This is a genomic window from Halorubrum sp. AJ67 (genome assembly GCF_000513435.1).
Genome location: NZ_CBVY010000018.1, coordinates 1,231 through 3,616 on the forward strand (window position 1 = coordinate 1,231; position 2,386 = coordinate 3,616).

4 protein-coding genes are annotated in these 2,386 nt (G+C 69.6%); 3 read left to right on the plus strand and 1 reads right to left on the minus strand.

Annotated elements, in window-relative coordinates; genetic code table 11:
- On the plus strand, positions 1 to 674 hold a 674-nt coding region (gene purQ / locus BN903_RS12625), incomplete at its 5' end, for a phosphoribosylformylglycinamidine synthase I (protein WP_048078071.1).
- 24 nt (positions 675 to 698) lie between these two features.
- Here purQ and BN903_RS12630 read toward each other — a convergent pair.
- A complete protein-coding gene (locus BN903_RS12630) occupies positions 699 to 1,070 on the minus strand; it encodes an SHOCT domain-containing protein (RefSeq protein WP_048078072.1) in 372 nt (123 codons plus the stop codon).
- A 173-nt stretch (positions 1,071 to 1,243) separates the two neighbouring features.
- Here BN903_RS12630 and BN903_RS12635 point away from each other — a divergent pair, with 173 nt between their 5' ends.
- Both BN903_RS12635 and BN903_RS12640 read left to right on the plus strand, forming a co-directional pair.
- Positions 1,244 to 1,636, plus strand: a complete 393-nt coding sequence (locus tag BN903_RS12635; RefSeq protein ID WP_048078073.1) for a VOC family protein — start codon at positions 1,244 to 1,246, stop codon at positions 1,634 to 1,636.
- Positions 1,637 to 1,734: 98 nt separating this feature from the next.
- Positions 1,735 to 2,386, plus strand: a 652-nt coding sequence (locus BN903_RS12640) for a dihydroxy-acid dehydratase (RefSeq protein ID WP_048078074.1), incomplete at its 3' end; no start/stop codon positions are given.

Genomic DNA, 2,386 nt, shown 5'->3' on the forward strand with positions numbered 1-2,386 from the left:
CGGTCGCCGTCGTCCAGTTCGGCGGCTCGAACTGCGACCGCGACGCCGTCCGCGCGTTAGCGCACCTCGGGATCGACGCCGAGCGCGTCTGGCACGAGGACGGACTCCCCGAAGACACCGACGGGATCGTCCTCCCCGGCGGCTTCTCCTACGGCGACTACCTGCGCGCCGGCGCGATGGCCGCCCGCGACCCGATCATGGACGAGGTCCGCGCCGCGGCCGAATCGGGCGTCCCCGTCATCGGGATCTGTAACGGCGCGCAGATCGGCTCCGAGTCCGGCCTCACGCCCGGCGCGTTCACCACGAACGCCTCCGCTCGCTTCCAGTGTGAGCCGGTCCACCTGCGCGTCGAGCGCGCCGACACGCCGTGGACCGCCGCCTACGACGAGGGCGACGTGATCGAGGTCCCCATCGCCCACGGCGAGGGCCGGTTCGAGATCGGCGACGAGGCGCACGCAGACCTCGTCGCCGACGACCGCGTCCTCTTCCGCTACTGCGACGCCGACGGGAACGTCACCGACGCCGCGAACCCGAACGGCTCCACGGACAACGTCGCCGGCGTCCTCGGCGAGCGCGAGACGGTCGCCGTGTTGATGCCCCACCCCGAGCGCGCCACGCTTCCCGACCTCGGCCGCAGCACCGACGGCGCGGGAATCCTCGAAGCGTTCGCCTGAATCGATTCCCGGGTCAACTTCAGCTCACCGCGCTCGCGCAGCCTCTCCGGCGGACTCCGTCTCGGCGGCCGTCCTCTCGTCGACTCCGTCGCTCCCCTCGCGCTCCAGTTCGCGCTCCAACGCCCGCTCGAACTCCTCCTCCGCGAGTTCGCCCGCGGCGTACCGCCGTTGAAGGCGCTCGACCGGGGTCTCGTCGGGGTCACCCTCGTCCGGTCCGTCATCCGTCTCGCTCACGAGCAGCTTGATCCCGACGAGGCCCACGGCGATCAGCACCGAGACGGTGAACAGCGCGACGAGGGGAAACGCGAACATCCAGCCGCCCATCCCGCCCGCCATCCCCGAACCGGCCATCCCGCCCATCAGCGGCCCGACGGCGACGAAGTCGAACACAATCATGTGCGGTAGTTACATTTCTCCGATTAAATACTCAGCGGCCGTTGGCAGGTAGCGAGACCGCGCGTAGCCGTCCCGAGTCGACGAACCGCCGTCGGTTCGCTCGCCGACGTTCGGCAGCGAGGGGCGTGCCGCTCCCCCTACGACTTTTGCGCCCGGCAGCCGAATCGGTCAACGTGAACGCACGCCACATCGACCACGTCAACCTCCGGATCCCCGAAGACGGCGTCGACGACGCCCGCGAGTTCTACGGCGACGCGCTCGGCTTTGGGATCGAGGACGCGCTGTACGCGGCCGACGACAAGCCGTTCTTCGACGTGCGGCTCTCGGCGACGGCGGTGATCCACCTGTGGCCCACGGCCGAGTTCGAGCCGCCGACGCCGACGAACTACGACCACGTCGCGGTCGTCGTCGAGGAGTCGGTCGACGAGACAGCGACCGAACTCGCCGACGCGGGCGTCGAGGTCGAGAAGACGCTCGACTCGCCGCTCGGTGCGACCGGCGAGGCGGGCGCGGTGTACGTCCGCGACCCGTTCGGGTATCGAGTGGAGCTGAAAGCGCGGGTGTGAACGGGAACCGAGGCGAGGCCGCCCCGAACCCGTTCGCCCGCGCGAGCAACCATCGCCCCGACGCGGCGGTTTAAGAGTCCCGAGCGACAGGGGCGAGTATGAGCGAACAGCAGCCGAGATCCGACGACGACGAGCGGCGTCGCCGCCGGGAAGACACAGATCGATTCGCCGGGGGGAAAGACGAGGACCTGCGGAGCCGCGAAGTGACCGAGGGACCGGACAAAGCGCCGCACCGCGCGATGTTCCGGGCGATGGGGTTCGACGACGAGGACCTCTCGTCGCCCATCGTCGGCGTGCCGAACCCGGCGGCGGACATCACGCCGTGTAACGTCCACCTTGACGACGTGGCGGACGCCGCGCTCGACGGCATCGATGCCGCGGGCGGAATGCCCATCGAGTTCGGGACGATCACCATCTCCGACGCCATCTCGATGGGGACCGAGGGGATGAAGGCGAGCCTGATCTCGCGGGAAGTGATCGCGGACTCGGTCGAACTCGTCTCCTTCGGCGAGCGCATGGACGCCCTCGTGACGGTCGCGGGCTGCGACAAGAACCTCCCCGGGATGATGATGGCCGCGATCCGGACGGATCTGCCCAGCGTCTTCCTCTACGGCGGGTCGATCATGCCCGGGCAACACGACGGGCGCGACGTGACGATCGTCCAGGTGTTCGAGGGCGTCGGCACCTACGCGCAGGGCGACATGGACGCCGACGAACTCGACGACCTAGAGCGACACGCCTGCCCCGGAG